The 17,218-nt window shown below is 50.3% G+C and carries 14 protein-coding genes and 3 pseudogenes; 14 read left to right on the top strand and 3 right to left on the bottom strand.

The window, feature by feature from the left end:
• Positions 1 to 5: 5 nt before the first annotated feature.
• Together ACO6VX_RS19960 and ACO6VX_RS19955 are read left to right on the top strand one after the other, a co-directional pair.
• Positions 6 to 1,496 (top strand): PLP-dependent aminotransferase family protein, encoded by a 1,491-nt coding sequence (locus ACO6VX_RS19960; protein WP_182500568.1) that lies wholly within the window; start codon positions 6 to 8, stop codon positions 1,494 to 1,496.
• A gap of 97 nt (positions 1,497 to 1,593) precedes the next feature.
• Positions 1,594 to 2,970, top strand: coding sequence for a glycoside hydrolase family 10 protein (locus ACO6VX_RS19955; protein ID WP_029519592.1), 1,377 nt, complete (start codon positions 1,594 to 1,596; stop codon positions 2,968 to 2,970).
• 65 nt (positions 2,971 to 3,035) lie between these two features.
• On the opposite strand, the gene ACO6VX_RS19950 is transcribed toward ACO6VX_RS19955, so the two are convergent.
• Both ACO6VX_RS19950 and ACO6VX_RS19945 read right to left on the bottom strand, forming a co-directional pair.
• Positions 3,036 to 3,497 carry a hypothetical protein gene (locus tag ACO6VX_RS19950; RefSeq protein ID WP_236352473.1) on the bottom strand — a complete coding sequence of 154 codons (462 nt, stop codon included), beginning with the start codon at positions 3,495 to 3,497 and terminating at the stop codon, positions 3,036 to 3,038.
• Between the two features lie 426 nt (positions 3,498 to 3,923).
• On the bottom strand, positions 3,924 to 4,592 hold the full coding sequence (locus ACO6VX_RS19945; RefSeq protein ID WP_228312761.1) for a hypothetical protein: 669 nt from the start codon (positions 4,590 to 4,592) through the stop codon (positions 3,924 to 3,926).
• Between the two features lie 429 nt (positions 4,593 to 5,021).
• Between ACO6VX_RS19945 and ACO6VX_RS19940 the strand changes: the two genes are divergently transcribed.
• The 11 genes and pseudogenes from ACO6VX_RS19940 to ACO6VX_RS19890 all read left to right on the top strand — a co-directional run bounded on the left by ACO6VX_RS19940 (position 5,022) and on the right by ACO6VX_RS19890 (position 15,296).
• Entirely contained in the window at positions 5,022 to 5,396 is a 375-nt protein-coding gene (locus tag ACO6VX_RS19940) for a hypothetical protein (protein WP_033760692.1), read from the top strand.
• 85 nt (positions 5,397 to 5,481) lie between these two features.
• Positions 5,482 to 5,712, top strand: a pseudogene (locus tag ACO6VX_RS19935) (putative holin); the annotation flags it as partial.
• Positions 5,713 to 5,762: 50 nt separating this feature from the next.
• Positions 5,763 to 5,924 (top strand): annotated as a pseudogene (locus tag ACO6VX_RS19930) (DNA polymerase V subunit UmuC); the annotation flags it as partial.
• A 70-nt stretch (positions 5,925 to 5,994) separates the two neighbouring features.
• Positions 5,995 to 6,312, top strand: coding sequence for a site-specific integrase (locus tag ACO6VX_RS19925; protein WP_228312762.1), 318 nt, complete (start codon positions 5,995 to 5,997; stop codon positions 6,310 to 6,312).
• 178 nt (positions 6,313 to 6,490) lie between these two features.
• Complete coding sequence (locus ACO6VX_RS19920) at positions 6,491 to 7,774, top strand: HlyD family secretion protein (protein WP_033760686.1); 1,284 nt, start codon at positions 6,491 to 6,493, stop codon at positions 7,772 to 7,774.
• The gene (locus ACO6VX_RS19915) at positions 7,761 to 9,884 is read left to right on the top strand and encodes a peptidase domain-containing ABC transporter (RefSeq protein WP_033761099.1); all 2,124 of its coding nucleotides are present in this window, start codon (positions 7,761 to 7,763) and stop codon (positions 9,882 to 9,884) included. Before ACO6VX_RS19920 ends, ACO6VX_RS19915 begins: the two co-directional genes overlap by 14 nt.
• 13 nt (positions 9,885 to 9,897) lie before the next feature.
• Complete coding sequence (locus tag ACO6VX_RS19910; protein ID WP_033760683.1) at positions 9,898 to 10,572, top strand: ATP-dependent Clp protease proteolytic subunit; 675 nt, start codon at positions 9,898 to 9,900, stop codon at positions 10,570 to 10,572.
• A 124-nt stretch (positions 10,573 to 10,696) separates the two neighbouring features.
• Positions 10,697 to 11,014 carry a hypothetical protein gene (locus ACO6VX_RS19905; RefSeq protein WP_072014621.1) on the top strand — a complete coding sequence of 106 codons (318 nt, stop codon included), beginning with the start codon at positions 10,697 to 10,699 and terminating at the stop codon, positions 11,012 to 11,014.
• 725 nt (positions 11,015 to 11,739) lie between these two features.
• Positions 11,740 to 12,863 (top strand): annotated as a pseudogene (umuC, locus tag ACO6VX_RS19900) (translesion error-prone DNA polymerase V subunit UmuC); the annotation flags it as partial.
• A gap of 323 nt (positions 12,864 to 13,186) precedes the next feature.
• Positions 13,187 to 13,927, top strand: coding sequence for a nitroreductase family protein (locus ACO6VX_RS19895; protein WP_062758949.1), 741 nt, complete (start codon positions 13,187 to 13,189; stop codon positions 13,925 to 13,927).
• A gap of 166 nt (positions 13,928 to 14,093) precedes the next feature.
• A complete protein-coding gene (locus ACO6VX_RS19890) occupies positions 14,094 to 15,296 on the top strand; it encodes an MFS transporter (protein WP_010246959.1) in 1,203 nt (400 codons plus the stop codon).
• Between the two features lie 63 nt (positions 15,297 to 15,359).
• On the opposite strand, the gene ACO6VX_RS19885 is transcribed toward ACO6VX_RS19890, so the two are convergent.
• Positions 15,360 to 15,575 (bottom strand): YdgH/BhsA/McbA-like domain containing protein, encoded by a 216-nt coding sequence (locus ACO6VX_RS19885; RefSeq protein WP_010246960.1) that lies wholly within the window; start codon positions 15,573 to 15,575, stop codon positions 15,360 to 15,362.
• Between the two features lie 212 nt (positions 15,576 to 15,787).
• On the opposite strand from ACO6VX_RS19885, the gene ACO6VX_RS19880 reads away from it, so the two are divergent.
• Positions 15,788 to 17,026: a tyrosine-type recombinase/integrase gene (locus ACO6VX_RS19880; protein ID WP_422431415.1), complete on the top strand. Its 1,239-nt coding sequence runs from the start codon at positions 15,788 to 15,790 to the stop codon at positions 17,024 to 17,026.
• Positions 17,027 to 17,218: the final 192 nt, after the last annotated feature.

Genomic DNA, 17,218 nt, shown 5'->3' with positions numbered 1-17,218 from the left:
GCCAATTGCGACTCTTATACGCAGATCATCTATTAGCGCGGTTACAGTTTTTAAGAACTGGCTCATTACATCAGCGGCTGCTGAACTGCATGCAGGCCGCGATCGCTGAAGAGGTGTTTCCGCGCGGAAGCCGTTTACCGCCAACCCGCGATCTGGCGCGCGAACTGGGCGTGTCGCGAAACACGGTTATGCATGTTTATGAGAGCCTGATGGCGCAAGGCTATGTTACCGCGCGGACCGGCAGCGGCACCTGGATTGCAGAGACGCTGCCGGAAAACTCTCTGCAGAGCGATGCGATAGCCGACCTTCAGGCGGTGAAGGCGCAACGACCGGCAACGCTGTCGAAGCGTGGCGCCAGTCTGCTGGGGCATGCTACAGCATCGCCTTACCAGTGGGGCGCGTTTGTCCCTGGCGCGCCGGATGTGACCGAATTCCCCCATAAGCTGTTTAGTCAGATTCAGGCGCGTCTGAATCGCGAACCTGACGTTCACCGCCTGGTCTACAGCAGCGGAGGTGGCTGTCCCGATCTGCGCCATGCGCTGGTGGATTATCTGCGGGTGGCACGCTCAGTGCGGGCCGATGCTGACCAGATCCTGATCACCGAAGGGGTTCATCAGGCGGTTGATCTGGTGACGCGGGTGTTGTGCGATCCTGGCGATCGGGTCTGGATGGAGGAGCCAGGCTACTGGGGAACGCGCAATCTGCTGCGCATGAATGGCCTTAAGATTCGGGCGATGCCCGTGGATGAGCAGGGACTGGTGCCGGACAGCGGCCCGGCACCAAAGATGGTGTTTGTGACGCCCTCTCATCAATATCCGCTGGGTGTGCATCTGAGTCTGGCCCGTCGTCAGGCATTGCTCACCCTTGCACGTCGCCATCAGAGCTGGATTGTGGAAGATGACTACGACAGCGAATTTCGTTTTTCCGGCCAGCCTCATCCCTCACTGCAGGGGCTGGAAGCGGATGCGCCGGTCATTTACATGGGAACGTTCAGCAAAACGCTCTATCCCGCGCTGCGCATTGGCTACATGGTGGTGCCGAAACCGCTGGCACAGCCGTTGCGCATCGCCGCGGCAGAGCTCTATCGCGGCGGACATCTGCTGATTCAGCGTGCGCTGGCGGAGTTTATCCGGCTGGGCCATTACATGGAGCATATCCGCCGGATGCGCCTGCTTTACCGCCAGCGGCGGCAGTTTCTATGCAGGCTGATCGAGCGCTATCTGGGGCCAGCCTTTTTACCGGCATTCAATCATGAAGCGGGGCTGCATCTGGTGATCCCGTTGCCAGCAGGCGCGGATGACGTGGCGATAGCCGCGGAGGCGCTAAAGCGCGGCGTCAAAGTACGGCCACTTTCGCAATATTATATGCACCCTCAGGAGGCGCGCGGATTGCTGCTGGGTTACGCCTGCGTCAATGAGCGGCAGTGTCAGGATGCGTTTGGCACACTTAAAGCCTGTCTTGCGTCCGCCGGAATGGTGTTCACTCCACAGCGCTAGCGGGTTCAGGGGCGCTTGTTTTGAAGGAGGGCGGTTTTACTGCCGCCTCTGTGCTAACGCATTGACATTTAATCAGAGTCACCGAGAATACTCCTCTTTGCGCCCCGACCAGACAATACCGGAGTCTATCATCGCCTTTAATCCCTTTACTGCACCGGCCCGTGCGGCTATTAAGCGAGGCGCCGCGCTGGCTGCCGCGTTGTTGCTGGTCAGTTGCGCATCCGAGCCGCCGAAATCGCTGGTCACACCTTTTCCGCCCGTGACGAAACAGCCGCTACCGACGCCCGGCAAGCCAGCACAACCTCATGCGCAGGAACCGATGCGGGGCGTCTGGTTAGCCACGGTCTCGCGTCTTGACTGGCCGCCGGTTGCGTCGGTAAATGGCACCAGTCCGGCGCAGCGTATCCGCCAGCAGCAGCAATCGCTGATCGACAAGCTGGATAAGCTGAAAAGCCTGGGCATCAACACGGTGTTTTTCCAGGTTAAGCCTGATGCCACTGCGCTCTGGCCCTCAAAAATCCTCCCCTGGTCAGATATGCTGACAGGAAAAATTGGTGAAGATCCGGGCTATGATCCGCTGCAGTTTATGCTGGATGAGGCGCATAAGCGCGGTATCAAAGTCCATGCCTGGTTCAATCCTTACCGGGTTTCGGTAAACACTAAATCGTCTACCGTCAGCGAACTCAACCGCACGCTGTCACTGCATCCGGCCAGCGTTTTTGTGCTGCATCGCGACTGGATCCGCACTGCAGGCGATCGCTATGTACTCGATCCGGGTATCCCTGAGGCGCGTGACTGGATCACCAGTATTGTGGCCGAGGTGGTGGCGCGTTATCCCATCGACGGTGTGCAGTTCGATGACTACTTCTATGCTGAATCTGCCGGTTCACTGCTCAACGATAATCAGACCTTCAGCCGCTACGGTCAGGGGTTTGCCAGCAAAGCGGACTGGCGGCGTCACAATACTCAGCAGCTGATTGAGCAGGTGTCACGTACCATCAAACAACTGAAGCCGGACGTGGAGTTTGGTGTCAGCCCGGCGGGCGTCTGGCGTAATCTGTCGCATGATCCTGCCGGTTCCGATACCCGCGGAGCGGCGGCGTATGATGAAGCTTTTGCCGATACCCGCCGCTGGGTGCAGCAGGGCTTGCTGGATTACATTGCACCTCAGCTCTACTGGCCTTTTTCCCGTCAGGCGGCCCGATACGATGTGCTGGCAAACTGGTGGGCAGAGGTCGTGAAACCGACTAAAACCCGGCTCTACATCGGCCTTGCTCTCTATAAAGTGGGCGAGCCGTCAAAAGTTGAGCCTGACTGGACACAGCAGGGCGGCGTACCGGAGCTGAAAAAGCAGCTCGACCTTAATGAATCGAACCCCAATATTGATGGCACGATTCTGTTCAGAGAGAACTATCTGAATCAGCCGCAGACTCAGCAGGCGGTAAGCTATCTTAAAAGCCGCTGGGGAGGCTGAGAAACGCCGCGACAGCATGACCAGTGCGGTTAAGTTTTTCCCTGTGACTTACTGCTATTCTTGCGCTATATAACAGGCTCTTTTCCAAATGTTTTCTTTCGATTCCCAGCTATTCCGGGTATTCCCGCGACAGCTGGGAATCGCCAAAAAAACCAGTAACAGCGACCTGGCCCCTGTAAAGGCGCTTCTTTATGCATGCCGCCATTCTTTCCAGGAGCTGATAGAGGGCCAGGATCTTGGCCGTTTGCATCATCTATACCCACTTCGAACTGCCCAATCACATTTCCATAATCATCGACCATATATCCAAAATACAGGCCTGGCTGCATACCGTAAGTTTTGGCAGCAGCGTCACCAACAACTTTTGAAGTTACCGAATATGATGGAAGCTGAGGATTATTTTTACCACCACTGCCACCTGAAAAACCTGAATTGTCACGGTTCCCTGCATTTCCAGTGCTACCCACCCCCTGGTGCAGGACCGCCTCTCTCGGAACTCCATCCTGTGCCGTCGCCTTGCCTGCCATAATTGAATCCAGCCATTTAAACCTCTTTTTAAAGCTTATTGAATAAGTGATTTATTAATTAATTATGACTCTCAGGTAAATAATTTAAAATATATTCATTCGATTAAGTTATGAAGGGTATTAATTGAGGGTAACCGATCGATCAATTCTTTTTTAATCGTTTTACTTACTTTTTTATTTATTAACTTAAAGCTTTTTATTTTTCCAGTAATTATGGTATGCAATATTACAATCTCTGATGTTCTCACGGCTAGGCGTGTTGCAATAAACTTAGCGGCTTATTTGCATCTCACTGGCAGGCATTAAAAGTGATGGTAAGTGCGTTGGATGAAACATCTCTCCATGTCGCTCTGGAGAAATACATCAGCGCGCTGGATGAATAGCATAATTTGAGCAGAAGCCCAACGGAGTGGGCTTCTGCTCAGGTTAATTAAAGTTACTCAACACCCTGTACTTGATGCTCTGGTTTGTGGCCTCAATGACCTCAATTCGAGCGCCTTTGTAGCCAATTGTTTTGGATTCTGATAGGTCGTATTCGACCTCGTTATTGAATGCGGGACGCGCCATGTTTCCAGAGGACTCGCGGTATCCAATGTTAATTTTGTCTCCGACACGGCCATTATAGAGCAGGGTTTGCTGGAAGCTGTTTTCAGAGCTGACATTCAAAGTAGTGTGCTCGAATGGCATGTTGTCCTCACAGATGGAGGCTGAGAAAACAGTAATCACACACAGTGTTCTTGTGTTCTTTTTTGCCATTATACCTTGCCACATATCAGCTATTGCGGCCTTATCAACGTTTGCAGAATCAGGCGTGCCTGTTGGCAGATAAAACTCATTTTTGGCATCTTCGCCAACTTTCTTCATATAGCCAGGCGTAACGGTGTAGGCCCAGGAGACCTTAGCCGGTGCAGTAACCTTCAGCCCTTCATACCGTGACGCAACACCCTGGCGTAACAGGGAATCACCAACGTATGCTGTGTTAATCGAACCTTTAGGGGGTTCACTAATATTTTCTGTTGTTGGGCTGTAGTTATATTTTGGCGAGGTACATCCTGTTAACAAAGCAAATACAGTTAATATTAAAAGTTTTTGCATATCCCTATCCTTACGATTAAAAAATTATCGATGCAAAGACCTTACAGGCATGGCCCTTGCCGTGCATTTACTTGAATATAATCGATACTATCAATTGTTAAACATGGGAACAGAAGGCTTTTTTGCCCCTTTTTCTGGATAGCAATGATGAGTAGATAGATTCGGGCACAGGACTGTAAGGCATTGTCAGGTGGTAAAGTTATATTACTTGCTGCAAGTAGTGCAACAAGAACAAATGATCTTGCAAACTGCAACAAAAAAGGGCATATTTAGCTCATATTTTATATAATTCCTGCACTCTATATCGAGACAATGTAATCCGCCAGTGAGTGGTTTCTTTACTGGAAACACCCTCAGATTGCTCCCTAATAGCTTACATTCAGTTTTAATAAAACATGAAGGTAGTATTCATCTTTTCACGGAGGAGGAATGAAGTTCATTTGTACTCTTTTTATGCTGCTAACGGCGCCATCTTATGCCGTGGTAAATAATCAGCGGCAGTCAGCTGAAGATTTATGTGAGATGGAATGGCGTATAACGGATAGAGCCGGTTCAACCGATACGGATGTATTTGAAATCGTATATGGTGAACTTACTGCTTTTAATGCAGCAGGGCATTCCTTGTCTGAATATTCGATAGATAAGGCTGACTTTGTGAAAGTATCTACTGAGGGTGCCAAGAGCTTCAGGAAAATGGTGGGTGAGATGACTACTCCCTATGATGAAGCCAGAAGCTTTTTTAAAGAGAGAATGACACCGATTTGCATCAAAAATGTTTTAAAAATCCTGAACCAGGAACACTGATATTTAACCTATTAACCAGATTTAGGCTCGCTACGGCGGGCCTTTTTTGTATCTAAAGGCACTCTAAAAAACAGAGGAAGAAATAATGGCTGAGCCATTGAGCACCAGTGCTACTGTGGGAACGGTAGCTGGCTGGGGCATTGTCACGTCTGCGCTGGTGGCGTTTATCACCTCTGTAGATTATTCAATTGCGTTTGGAGCGTTTGCTGGGTCGATGTGTTTTATCGTCACCGCCAGTGATCTGACGAGGCGACAGATATTCGGGTATTTCCTGTTCGGTTATGCGGCTGGCATTTATGGCGCAGGTTTTGTTGCTGACAAAGTAGAGGACTATCTCGAATATCGTGAAAAACGTTTGGATGCCCTGGCAGCAGGTCAGTCGTTGTGTCGAATAATGACGGCTGCGTCATCGCGCGCTCTGCAAAGGCAAAGCGCATGGGTATCAAAATGGCTGCTCCGCTTTTTAAAAATGAGCGCTTCTTCCGGGAGAATGGCGTGCATGTGTTCAGCTCCAACTATGAGCTTTACTAAGTTAAGTGGAATGCAACATTGGCTGGGTAAACTTTGAGCAGTAATGCTGCTGTCAGAGGTAAACACCATGATGATTCCACCAAATGAGGACGTTCTGGTACTGGCGGAGCGCTGGCTGAAACTGTTGTCCGACCTGGGCCGGGCCCAGGCTACACTCTCCGCCTACCGCAGTGCCCTCAGCCATTATTTTGCGTTCTGCAGCCAGAACAGCATTGAACCTGAAAATGCCCGGTTTGAAGACCTGGCGGCTTACATCAGCCCTCAGCTACCCGGCATGCCTTTTCCCGCGTCCAGCGCCACTCTCCAGCTCCGCCTTTCTGCGATCCATCTCTGGTACGACGTTCTGATGTATCTGGATCTCGGTACCGTCAATCCGCTGTTGTAGATGTCATCTGGCGCCTCAACGCCGCGTGATCGGCTTCCACTGAACAGACTGCGTACTGACTCATCGATCTGTTTTAAGAGCTGTAATTTATTAAAATTCATCTGAGTATTTTGTTTTATTTATGCTTTGTGTGAATTATGTTTGTCTTTGGGTATTTTAATTATGGATGACCTACAGAATGCTTTTCAGAAAGGAAGCTGTTGACTACCGCAACCGGCGCTGGGAAGGTAAAGCGGTTCTTATCCCCCCTCTTTCTCCACCTCTTGTGTACGGATTCTGTGCTCTCTTTTTTCTCTGTATGCTGGGTTTGCTTTTATTCGGCACTTATACCCGCCGTGTAAGCGCATATGGAGAACTGGTTTCTGTTCCCCGCGCCATCACGCTGTTTTCTGTCGAGCAGGGTTTCATAGTCAGACTTAATGTCACGCCCGGCCAGAGCGTCAGTAAAGGTCAGGCGCTCGCGGAACTCAATGTCAGCCGGACCACAATCTCTGGAGGCGTAAGCGAACGCCAGCGTGAAACTATCAAGTCTCAGATAACTACGCTTGCCCATATTATCTCCCGATTGAAGGAAAACAGGAAAATTACACTTGATACGCTGAACGCAGAAAAGAAAAGGTATGAGGAGGCGCTTCAGCATTCGACAGATATAGTCAATCAGGCACGGCAGGGTCTGGCGCTTATGAAAAAAGGTATGGACAGCTATCGTGACTATCAACGGCGTGGTCTCATCAATCAGGACCAGCTTACTAACCAGACCGCGCTTTATTATCAGCAGCAAAATAACCTGTTAAGTCTGATTACGCAGAATGAACAGAACGCCCTACAGATAATGACGCTTGAAGGCAATATCCGGACCCAGGCCAGTGATTTTGACAATCAGATTTATCAGACAGAAATACAACGCAGTGATCTCATCCGGCAATATACGGACGTAGAAGCTGCAGGCTCTCAGGTTGTGACAGCGCCTGCAGCAGGGAAGATAGACTCGGTCAGCACCGCAGAGGGGCAAATCACGCGACCCGGCGATGCATTGATGCAGCTCATTCCGGGCAATGTAACTCGTTATGAGCTGGTTATCTGGGTACCGGACAGTGCAGTCCCTTTCCTGCATGCGGGAGAAAAGGTCAATATCCGTTACGATGCATTCCCTTCTGAAAAGTTTGGTCTTTTTCCTGGCCATATCATTTCTGTTGGCACAACTCCTGCGACTCCGCAGGAAATGTCCACCTATCCCTCTGCGCCGGGATATGAACCTCTCAATCCCCGGACCTGGTACAGGGTTATTGTTCTGCCTGACTCCGCGCATTTCAGCTGGCAGGGCAAAATCATTCCAGCCGAAAACGGCATGAAAGCCTCCACGATTCTTTATCTTGAGAAAAGGCGGCTATATGAGTGGGCTCTATCACCGTTTTATGACCTGAAGGACACTACCCGGGGGCCAGATGATGAGCAGAAATGAAGGTGAAGCACCGTTGTCCGTTGAAGGTATAAATTTAAACTTCAGACGCCGTTTCCCGTTAATTCTGCAGACAGAATCTTCCGAATGCGGTCTGGCCTGTCTTGCAATGATGCTTAACTGGTATGGCAGCAACACTGACCTGCTGTCGCTCCGTCAACAGTTTGCTATTTCGTCGAGAGGATCAACACTGACTGATGTGATGAGCATCGCCTCTCGCAGTGGCCTCGCGACCCGGCCTCTGTCCCTTGATACCGAAGACCTTCCCCAGATACGGTTACCCTGTATTCTGCACTGGGACTTCAGCCATTTTGTGATTCTGGTACGTGTGACGAAACGTGCGTACATTATTCACGATCCGGCTGCCGGGCGGAGAACAATCAGCCCACGCGAACTGGCGGAACATTTTACCGGTGTAGCTCTTGAACTCTGGCCGGATGCTGGCTTCACACCGTATAAACAGCGCCATCGCCTTGAGATCAGGACACTTGCAAGAAGCATAACTGGCCTGCGCTCTTCTCTGGCTATTGTATTCTGCTTGTCGCTAATTACTGAATTTATCAGCCTTCTGCTGCCAGTAGGGACACAAATGGTCATGGACCATGCTGTTCCTGCAAGCGATCGCGGTCTGCTGATGCTTATCTGCCTGAGCCTACTGCTTCTGACACTGCTGCAGGCCGGGATCGGTGTGCTTCGAAACCGCACGTCACTCATAATGAATACACTGACTGACATGCAGTGGAAAGACGGACTATTCCGTCATCTGCTTCGTCTGCCTCTTGTGTGGTTTGAAAAGCGTTACACCGGTGACATACAGTCGCGGTTCGGCTCTTTGGATGCCGTTCGCACGACCTTTACGCACAGCATTACCGGCGCACTTACGGATACCATTATGGCCGCAGGGGCGCTGTTACTTCTTATCCTTTACGGCGGATGGCTGGCCGCGGTTGTAGTGAGCATAACTCTTATATATGTCCTGATGAGGCTTGGTACCTACCAGATTTACCGACAGACTTCGGAAGAATTGCTGGTCAAAAATGCCCGCACCGCATCAGGATTTACTGAAACGTTGTTTGCCATTGCGACCATACGTGCTCAGGGGCTGGAAGAGCAGAGGCGTAAAACGTGGCTCAGTCAGGTAGCAAGCAGTATCAATACCGCGTTCAGCCTGGCAAAATTTGACATGCTGTTCACGGTGATTAGCGCGTTTATCGGTGCGGTTGATAACGTACTGATACTCTGGCTCGGTATTTCGGCAGTTATCGATCATCAGATGACGGTCGGTGCCTTTGTAGCTTTCAGCGCTTTCCGGGGGCTTTTTTCAGACCGCATACTTTCGCTCACCGGCCTTTTTTTGCAGTTACGCATGCTGACCGTTCACAGTGATCGTATAGCTGACATTGCCTTAAGTGAGCCCGAACCGGATGAAGAAAGACGTCCGTCCCCAGTAAGACAAGGCGCACTGTCGCTGATAGCAGAAGATCTTACATTTACATATGATGAAGGCGCATCGCCAGTGTTTACCGGACTCAACCTGACGATTCGCGAGGGCGAAAGCATCGCCCTCACCGGGCCGTCAGGATGTGGAAAAAGTACACTTATGAAGATTCTGTGTGGACTGACCCCACCCACGGATGGACGTGTACTGGCTGGCGGACGGGACATACATAAGTCAGGGCTACAGCGTTACCGGCATTCGGTGGCCTGTATCCTGCAGGAAGACCGGCTGCTGGCGGGATCCTTGAGAGATAACATCACGGGTTTCAGTGAAACTCCTGATGACGAATGGATGACCCGCTGCGCGCAGGCTGCTCACATTCATGATGATATTGCCAGTATGCCGATGGGTTATGAGACGCTAACCGGAGAACTGGGGGAAGGTCTATCCGGAGGGCAGCGGCAAAGGATTTTCATCGCAAGAGCACTTTACCGGAAGCCATGCATTCTGTTTATGGACGAGGCAACAAGTCATCTCGACGAGTTAAATGAGTCACTAATAAACAAAGCTATTTCATCTCTAGGCATGACCCGTATCATAATTGCGCACCGTGCTACTACGATAGCTTCAGCAGACAGGGTGTTGAATATCAAGGATTTAACTTCGCATCATTAGTCAGGGGAAGGAAATGAGTAATAAACCATTAATATCATTAGTGATTCTGGCCTTAACGCTTTTGTTTACATCGGGTGTTTTTGCAAATACTTACCAGATGGCAGACAACACCATGTATAAGGACGTTCAGCAGGTAAAAGTTCACTTTAGCGGAAATATTACTCAGAAAAAATCGGCTGCTTTTATGTCTGTCCTCGATGAAATTAACCAGCGCTATGTCAATGCAAAGGATCTGACGATCAGTTTCAGCAGCGACGGTGGGGATATGGATGCAGCGCTGTCAATGTATTATGCAATAAAGAGCTCTCAGATTCCCGTTACCACGGTTAACCTCTCAGCCGTTGTATCAGCGGCGACAATCCCTTTTTGTGCTGCAGAAAAAAGGGAGGTCGCAGACAATGCGGTTTTCATTATTCATCCGGCACAAATGGACACACTTGATGAGCATGATGTGACCCCTGCCAAAATCAGAACATCCCAGGATTTTATCAGTACCTATAACAGCCTGTTTCGTCGCATTTATGCAAAGTGTTCAAACCTTACCAGTGAAGAGCTAAACCGTCCCCTGGACAGCGACGGTGACCGACTGTATCTATCCGCAAAAGAAGCCCTTTCCCGCCACCTGGCAACCGCGCAGATTTCAAAACTCCCTGTTGCTCCGGTGTCATATTATGTAACAGATGATTAACTCAAGAGGATTTATTATTATCTGGTTACATATATTTACTTTTAATTGACGCTGAACAGATGGATATTTACATAGCTTTAAAATGATTTATTTTCGTTTTATCCATGTGAAAAGGAGTTTTGAAATGGCAATTCGTGAATTATCAGTAAGAGAACTCAGCTTCGTAGCAGGCGGGAATGCAAACTCAGGTTATGAAGGTGGAAGCTCAAATCACAGGGGTTCTGCCCCCGCCACCTGTGCAAACCGCGCCGGTGTATCTGCAATTATCGGTGGAATGCGGGGTGCTTTGGGTGGTACGCCTGCATCTGTAGTGGTAGGTGCGGTTGTTGCTGGAGTAGGGACGGCGATTGCCTGCGCGCCTGATCGTGGAAGTCAGAATGGCGGTGGTAATTTCGGCGGCGATCATAACGCTAACAGTGTTAACGGACAGTGTCACTGGTGATTTGACCTTTATAAATTTTTGAAGATATCCCTGAGGGGATATCTTTTCTATATCATCTTCAGTGTCGAGGCTTTAATCATCATGAAATTAAGATCGTTAACAATTTATTTTTTACAGTGCGTACTAATTATCTGTGGGGGAGTTTTCATTGTTAATAATTTTGTTATACCCCATGTTGCGGTGAACCCGGATGCTATTCAGTTTATAGGGGTTGTAATCACATTATTTCTTCTTCCACGATTTCCAAAAAGTGAGTCAGTCCGTAAAACGTTAAGCTGATAACTTTAACACTCCGCATATAATACGATATCAGCCATCTTTCTGATGGTACTTAGAGTTTTTTCTGCATAGTGATTCTAAACATATGTCGGCAGGTCGCTCTAACCCGAAAGAATTTACCGTTCCTTACCATACCGGATATAAAATATTTAAGAAGGAAAAGCTCCTTTTTTATCACTAAAAATTATACCCTTTGGCAGCGCGAAATCTGAACAACTTAATGTAAGTCTGCTAGCAGTCAATCTTAAGACTTCTCACCACTCATTCAGGGCTACGTCGAATTTTATCCTTCATAATTATTCCTTTTTCAGATTTCTGACGTAGATGCTCGCGCACGTTCTTTTTGACGCAACACTACAGAGCATATCCATCGGTTGGACCCACAGCTCATAGCGGCCATCAACTAATTCATTTCATTAGAGTTTCCATTCCACATAAACAGGGGCATGTCAGCGCACATGATGGCTATAATGGGCGAAATGGCCGCGGGGCAGGAGGTTTACTCAATTGATAAGTGTTTTCTGGATGTTATCGGGATTGACAATCTTATCCCATTCGAAACGTTCGGACAGCAGATGCGCGAACGCATTTATAAGGAAACAGGGCTGTTTATCTGCGTGGGAATTGCGCCGACTAAAACTCTGGCCAAACTTGCCAACCACGCAGCTAAAAAGTAGACACAGACCGGCGGTGTTATTGATCTGTCGAATATCGATCGGCAGCGAAAGCTGATGGCACTTGTGCCTGTTGAGGATGTATGGGGAGTGGGACGGCGTATCAATAAAAAGCTCAATGCCGTGGGTATCACCACGGCTAAAGAAGTCGCAGAACAGAGTACCTGGATCATCCGTAAACATATTTCGACGTTGTGCTTGAACGTATCGTCAGGGAGCTGCGCGGCGAGCCATGCCTATAACTCCAGAAATTCGCACCCATGAAACAGCAAATAGTCTGCTCTCGCTCGTTCGGTTCACGCGTCACTGATTACATGGATATGCGCCAGGTGGTGTGTGCTTTTGCAGAACGCGCTGCCGAAAAATTGAGAAAAGAAAGGCAGTACTGCAGGAAGATATCCGTTTTTGTCCGGACAAGTCCGTATGCTGACAGCGAGGTATTTTACGGTAATCAGGTAAACAGGTAAACAGGTAATCAGGTAAACAGGTAATCAGGTAACCGGCAAACTGCTAACCCGTCGAATGACACTCGCGATATTATCCGGGTAGCCATGGATGCGCTTGAACGGATATGGGTAGACGGGCATCGATATATGAAGGCGGGCGTTATGCTGGGCGACTTCTACAGCCAGGGAGTGGCCCAGCTTAACCTGTTTGACGCATATCAGCCTCAGGCGAACAGCGAAGCCCTGATACGGGTGATTGATGGGCTTAACCTCAGCGGCAAGGCCAGTCTTTTTTTTGCAGGGCAGGGAATTCGGAAATCCTGGTCAATGAAGCGAGATATGTTTTCACCTGCTTATACTACCAGGGTTTCCGGCCCGCCGGCGTGTGCTGATTATTTCGCATTTTACGTGTGGTGGCGTGGATATAATCGACTGCTCAATCCTGCCTAAACAGGGTGACTCAAACTGTTTGTGGTTTCTGCCCTCTGCCATGCCTAGCCCATCAGTCCGATTATCACGCATGATGGTGAGACAGTCGACGGACCAGTGCTTAAGAGGATCATTGTGCCGGGAAAAGTTACGGCCACCATCATTGCGGTGTATGAGCCGCTGCAGCCTGCAATTTAAATTTATGACTTCCGCCATAGATCTTCATGTGTATACACAGGCTTGTACATAATAAAAAGCATTTACAAAAAGCATGCCAAAAACCCTCTATTTACCAAGCATGTGGATACACGACTGTTATAGTTGCGCTTTATATGGGAGGAACCATGAGCGAACTGATTGATATTTTTACAAGTCATAAAAGTGAACGCAGTTTCACTGAGCAACCTGTCGATGAAGCTGTGCTGGATCGGATTATCAGTACCGCTTATCGCGCACCGACATCAGTAAACTCGCAGCAGGTTTCTGTGGTGATCACGCGTGATGCCGGACGTCGCGCACAGATCGCCGCCATTGCAGGCGGTCAGCCGTGGATTGCCAAAGCACCGGTGTTTATCACCTTTGTGCTGGATATGCATAAATCAGCCGTGGGAATGGCCGCTGTCGATCAGCAGCAGATCGCCCATCAGAGCATTGAGAGTATCGTGTCGGGTTCTACCGATATCGGTATCGCGCTGGGATCGGTAATGGCGGCTGCGCGTGCCGAAGGTCTGGGGATTGTGCCAATTGGTGGTATCCGTCGCGACCCACAGGCGATGATTTCACTGCTGGAGCTGCCGCCGCTGACCTTCCCGGTGGCGGGTGTGGTAATCGGTCACGTAGACGAACCGGCTCATCAGAAACCACGTCTGCCTCTGGCGACGTTCCGCCATGATGAGACTTACCAGACGCAGGGTCTGGAGCAGCAGATTGCAACCTACAACGATGAGATGGTTCAGCACTGGAAGACGATTGGTCGTAATGACGGTGAGAGCTGGAGCGAAAGCGTCAGCGGTTACTATAAAAACATCTACTTCCCGGATGTACTGCCAGCACTGCTGAAGCAGGGTTTTGGCACAGATAAATAGTTCGCTCTCGTTATTGAGTGAATAGAAAAAGGCCATCCGTAGCGTTTACGGGTGGCCTTTTTCATTTTGTTACTATAACGAAAGGTGACTTTCCACGTCGTAACACATAATTTCCCTTTTAACCGAAGCGCAACTGCCTCTAACACTTACCTTCCAGGGAAATAACATGTCTCAGCGTTCACTCTACGCGCTCTGTTTAATGAGCTTTTTTCTGGCCGATGTCCGCGACGGCCTGGGGCCATTTCTGGGCATCTTTCTTACGGAGCGACACTGGCAACCCGACGAAATCGGTCTGGTAATGACCTGTGGCGGTATCGCCGGATTACTTGCCACGCTGCCGGCAGGGATCGCCGCCGATGCGACCCGCCATAAAAAAATCATTGTGCTGCTGGGATGTCTGGTGATTACCGTTGCCACGCTGCTGCTGTGGTACAGCAATCAGACCTGGACGGCGATGGTCTCGCAGGTTGTAGCCGGCCTGGCTGCGGCGTTTATCGGCCCGACTGTGGCGGGGATCACCTTAGGGCTCACGGGTCAGCGCGGCTTTAACCAGCAGATGGGACGCAATGAGGCGTTTAATCATGGCGGTAATACTATTGCTGCATTGCTGGCCGGTTTTTCAGCCTGGTACTGGGGCATGGGTGCCGTTTTCATTCTTATGACGGTAATGGCGGTTTTCGCTGCCTTCGCAACGCTGGCAATTCGCGGAAATGAGATCGATAACGATGTGGCGCGCGGTTATGAACCGCATGAAGAGCGTCAGCCAGCGCTGCACTTATCAATGTTGTTGCGAAACCCGGCGCTGATGATCGCCGGTTTGACGCTGCTGCTGTTTCATCTTGCCAATGCCGCGCTGCTGCCGATGCTGAGCATGCGCGTCGCCTCGGCAGGCGGCCAGGCGGCGATCAGTCCGGGCCTTTACGCGGCGGCAACGGTGGTGATTTCCCAACTGGTGATGATCCCGGTCGCGCTGTGGGTATCTAAACGCGTTGATACGCACGGCTATCGCCTGTTTATCATGATCGCCCTGATGATATTACCGCTGCGCGCGGTTCTCGCCGCCGGCTTTGCCGGGCCGATTTTTGTCATTCCGGTTCAGGTTCTGGATGGTATTGCGGCCGGGATTCTCGGTGTGGCGGTGCCAGGCTATATTGTCTCCCTGCTGCGGGGTACGGGTCATGTTAACGCCGGGCAAAGCGTTATTATGCTGATGCAGGGCGCAGGTGCCGCGCTGAGTCCCGCCATGACGGGCATGATCGCCGCACGTTATTCTTACAGCACCGCGTTTGCGGTACTCGGCGCAATTGCGCTGGCAGCGCTGATTCTATGGTGGCGCACCGGTAGCGCCCCAGCCGCCCGTCTGGCCTGATCGGACACAAAAAAGGCTGCCCATTGGGCAGCCTCTTCTGGCAAATCCGTTTGCGACCATCCGTTATTTATACAGTTCTGCGGTCATGTGAACACGGTTGTTGGTGTTCGCTTCCGTAATTTTATACTGCGCACCCTGTTCCTGAGCCTGAGCAGCAATTTTTGATTCTGCGCCATCCAGTGTGGATGAGGTGACAGAAACGCTCTCGGCAAAGCTGCCAAAAGAGATCAGAGAAAGAGTTGCGAGTGCGGCGATTGAAAGTGCTTTTACGTTTTTCATGGTCATATTCCTGAGATATGCCAGCAAGTATTCCTGAAGATTTCTGTTCATTCCGGACTGTATGTGTAAGTCACCGACATTGCAGGGAAAGAACAAAAAAACCGGTCACGCTTTGTTTATGCTGTTCCTCAGCATTCATCTTTTTTCCCTTTTCTTCCCTCTTTTTTGTGTACATACTGATGTACATAATTTCCCGCTAAACAACAAAACTCATGGCGCTTTCAGATGCTGCCCTGCGTTCAATGCTGGGCAAAGAATACGAAAAAGTGCAGGTTAAGACAGATCGTGACGGGCTTTCTGCCCGCGTATCCTGCAGGGGTAAAATAACGTTTCAGTACCGTTACCGCTGGAACGGGAAAGGGGAGCGCGTTGATATCGGTACATACCCGGCGACCAGTTTAAAAGAGGCGCGTGACGAGGCCATCCGGCTGCGTGGCGAGCTCGAACAAAACCGTAATCCCCGCATAGTGAAACGCAAGGCACGTGACGATGCTTTTTCCGCACTGACTGTTGAAGGAGTGATCAGGACATGGCTGGAAAAATACGGTGCTGAAAATAAGCCTGACCATCATGACGTTTTGCGTTCATTCGAAATACACGTATTTCCCCATTTAGGCGGGGTCCCCCATGAGGATGCACGTGTCCACATGTGGCTGAACGTGCTTGAACCCCTGGCGCGTAAAAAACCCGCGATAACTATCCGGTTGCTGACCAATGCCAGGCAGGCCCATAACTGGGCAGTGCGCAGACGGCTGACAAAAGCCACGCCGCTGAGGGATTTGCGTCTGGCAGATTTAGGGATCACGCTGACACCGCGCGAACGTGTTCTGTCTGCTGACGAAATTGTGACAATTTTCCGCGCAATGGAGGCCAGCAGGCTGGCGAGAAAGTTTCAGTTGCTGGTTAAGTTGTGTCTGTTGTTTGGTTGCCGGGTGGGGGAACTATCCAACGCAGAAAAGTCGCATTTCGATTTTGAAAAGAAAATATGGTCCATCCCGCCATCACATCACAAAACGGGCAAACGCACACGTAAGCCGCTGTTGAGGCCAGTCATACCAGAGGCAGAAAAAATGCTAAAGGAGCTGTTCGACCAGTCACCGCATAGCCGCTTTGTAATGGCGAACATTCAGCGTGACGCTCCCCAGGCCCGCTCATCCCTGATTGATATTCCACCCAGGATCAGGCAATCAGCGCGCCGCCATTTGAGCACTGAAATGGAACACTGGACATTGCATGATCTGCGCCGGACGGCCCGCACTAATTTTTCGGATCTCACTGAACCACACATTGCGGAAATAATGCTGGGGCATAAATTGCCAGGTGTCTGGCAGGTGTACGACCGTTATGAGTATATCGAGGAACAGCGTCGCGCCTATTCGTTATGGTGGGCGCGTGTTAAAGAGTGGATTAGGGGTGATGGGACAGTATCAGTGTTGGCGCGCTCTTCGTGATAGCGCATGATGTCGCAGGTGCGAAACGTCAGACGGCTGCGGCGTACCGGTACCGGAAACGCGGGATTGTGGGGGCGCTGAGTTCGCCCGTTTACTGATACCCATTTGCGAATGGTTTGCGGTGCTACGCGAAGCAGCATGGCAGCTTCGTGCAGATTCAGATAGGGCATCTGTAAGAGAGTTTGAATATCA

Source organism: Pantoea sp. BJFS-204 (genome assembly GCF_049310725.1).
Lineage (GTDB): Bacteria > Pseudomonadota > Gammaproteobacteria > Enterobacterales > Enterobacteriaceae > Pantoea > Pantoea agglomerans.
The sequence above is the reverse complement of the archived record's forward strand: the minus strand, read 5'-3'. Positions and strand labels throughout refer to the sequence as shown.

What these genes read in the sequence shown, in the direction of transcription:
- ACO6VX_RS19915 (WP_033761099.1), top strand. Translation starts at nt 7,761, where the DNA reads ATGAGCAGAAATGAAGGTGAAGCACCGTTGTCCGTTGAAGGTATAAAT.
- ACO6VX_RS19890 (WP_010246959.1), top strand. Translation starts at nt 14,094, where the DNA reads ATGTCTCAGCGTTCACTCTACGCGCTCTGTTTAATGAGCTTTTTTCTG.
- ACO6VX_RS19925 (WP_228312762.1), top strand. Translation starts at nt 5,995, where the DNA reads ATGATGATTCCACCAAATGAGGACGTTCTGGTACTGGCGGAGCGCTGG.
- ACO6VX_RS19880 (WP_422431415.1), top strand. Translation starts at nt 15,788, where the DNA reads ATGGCGCTTTCAGATGCTGCCCTGCGTTCAATGCTGGGCAAAGAATAC.
- ACO6VX_RS19910 (WP_033760683.1), top strand. Translation starts at nt 9,898, where the DNA reads ATGAGTAATAAACCATTAATATCATTAGTGATTCTGGCCTTAACGCTT.
- ACO6VX_RS19905 (WP_072014621.1), top strand. Translation starts at nt 10,697, where the DNA reads ATGGCAATTCGTGAATTATCAGTAAGAGAACTCAGCTTCGTAGCAGGC.
- ACO6VX_RS19895 (WP_062758949.1), top strand. Translation starts at nt 13,187, where the DNA reads ATGAGCGAACTGATTGATATTTTTACAAGTCATAAAAGTGAACGCAGT.
- ACO6VX_RS19920 (WP_033760686.1), top strand. Translation starts at nt 6,491, where the DNA reads ATGCTTTTCAGAAAGGAAGCTGTTGACTACCGCAACCGGCGCTGGGAA.
- ACO6VX_RS19945 (WP_228312761.1), bottom strand. Translation starts at nt 4,592, where the DNA reads ATGCAAAAACTTTTAATATTAACTGTATTTGCTTTGTTAACAGGATGT.
- ACO6VX_RS19950 (WP_236352473.1), bottom strand. Translation starts at nt 3,497, where the DNA reads ATGGCAGGCAAGGCGACGGCACAGGATGGAGTTCCGAGAGAGGCGGTC.
- ACO6VX_RS19940 (WP_033760692.1), top strand. Translation starts at nt 5,022, where the DNA reads ATGAAGTTCATTTGTACTCTTTTTATGCTGCTAACGGCGCCATCTTAT.
- ACO6VX_RS19885 (WP_010246960.1), bottom strand. Translation starts at nt 15,575, where the DNA reads ATGAAAAACGTAAAAGCACTTTCAATCGCCGCACTCGCAACTCTTTCT.